Source organism: Pseudoxanthomonas sp. LjRoot204_2 (assembly GCF_056175765.1).
The window spans coordinates 1-1,101 of the sequence record NZ_JBGFFG010000710.1; the positions used below are offsets into that span (position 1 = coordinate 1).

The following is a 1,101-nucleotide window of genomic DNA, read 5'->3' on the forward strand; positions in this document are numbered from 1 at the left end:
CGTTCGGTCTGCACGAACTCCGTGGGACGTTCACGCCGGAGGCGTTGCAGCAATGCCGGCAGGTCGGCAATCGCGGTGCGGCACGTGAGGGCGTCCAGCAGCGTGTCCGTGGGTCCGGGCGCAGGTACCGGCGCCGGTGCGACGGCCGCTTGCGCGGACGCCGGGCTGCGAGCGCCGGCCAGCGACAGCGCCGCCAGCACGAGTGGCCAGGCCTTACTCGATCTGCGCATTCGCGTGGGCAGCGTCCAGTGCTTCCATGGCATCGCGCGGTTTCAGCTTGCCCGCTTTCTCGAACGACGCAGCGGCCGCATCTTCCTTCTTGTCGCCATGCAGGAGCAGCAGCACGTTGGCGTACTCGACGTGGGCGATGGGCGAATCGGGTGTGAGCTTCAGCGCGGTCTTGATGTGCGACTCGGCTTCACCCGCCTTGGCACCGTACGTCAGCCCGCCGATCATGGCGCCGATCTTGTCGATGATCTCGGCGTGGTAAAGCGCCAGCGCCGTGTGCGCCTCGGCATGCTTGGGCTCGCGCTCCAGGGTGGCGTCGAGCGCGGCCCGCACCTTGCCGGCGATCCCCTGCTTGAGTGCCTTGGCGATGCTCAGCCCCTGGCTGTAGCGGCCCAGCGCAAAGGCGTGGCGATAGTGACTGTTCGCCTCGCCGGGCAAGGCCTTGACGGCAGCCTCCGCCAGCGTCGCCGCCTGCTCGAAGCGCCTCAGTCGTTCGGCTTCGTCGTCCACCAGATACGTGGCATGGATTCCCATGGCCTTGACCGCCACCGAGGCGCCCAGCGGGCCCAGGGCCTCGCCAGCCTCGAACGCCGTCTGGAAGTCGCCGCGATGGAAGGCGCGCCATGCCTCCTGCAGGCGCTGCGCCAGTTCGGCGGGCTCGATCCCCTTGGCGGCCTTGCCTGCCGCGGCGATCAGCGCCTTGGCGCGTTTTTCGTCGGGGTAGGGCTCCTGGTCGCCGGCATGCAGGGCAGGCCAGGCTTTCTTGAGTGCATCGCCGGCATAGGCGTAGGCCTTGGCGTCGTGCGGAAACGGAGCCCACTTGGATGATTTCGCTGCCATCGATCGTCCCTCCCAGGATGCCGCGAGCATCGC

2 protein-coding genes are annotated in these 1,101 nt (G+C 68.6%); both read right to left on the reverse strand.

Going from position 1 to position 1,101, the window contains the following annotated elements:
* Positions 1-230: hypothetical protein (locus AC04L7_RS19295; protein ID WP_475513787.1), on the reverse strand; the 230-nt coding region annotated here is incomplete at its 3' end.
* A partial coding sequence (locus AC04L7_RS19300) for a hypothetical protein (protein WP_475513788.1) occupies positions 214-1,101 on the reverse strand: 888 nt, incomplete at its 5' end. The genes AC04L7_RS19295 and AC04L7_RS19300, both read right to left, overlap by 17 nt.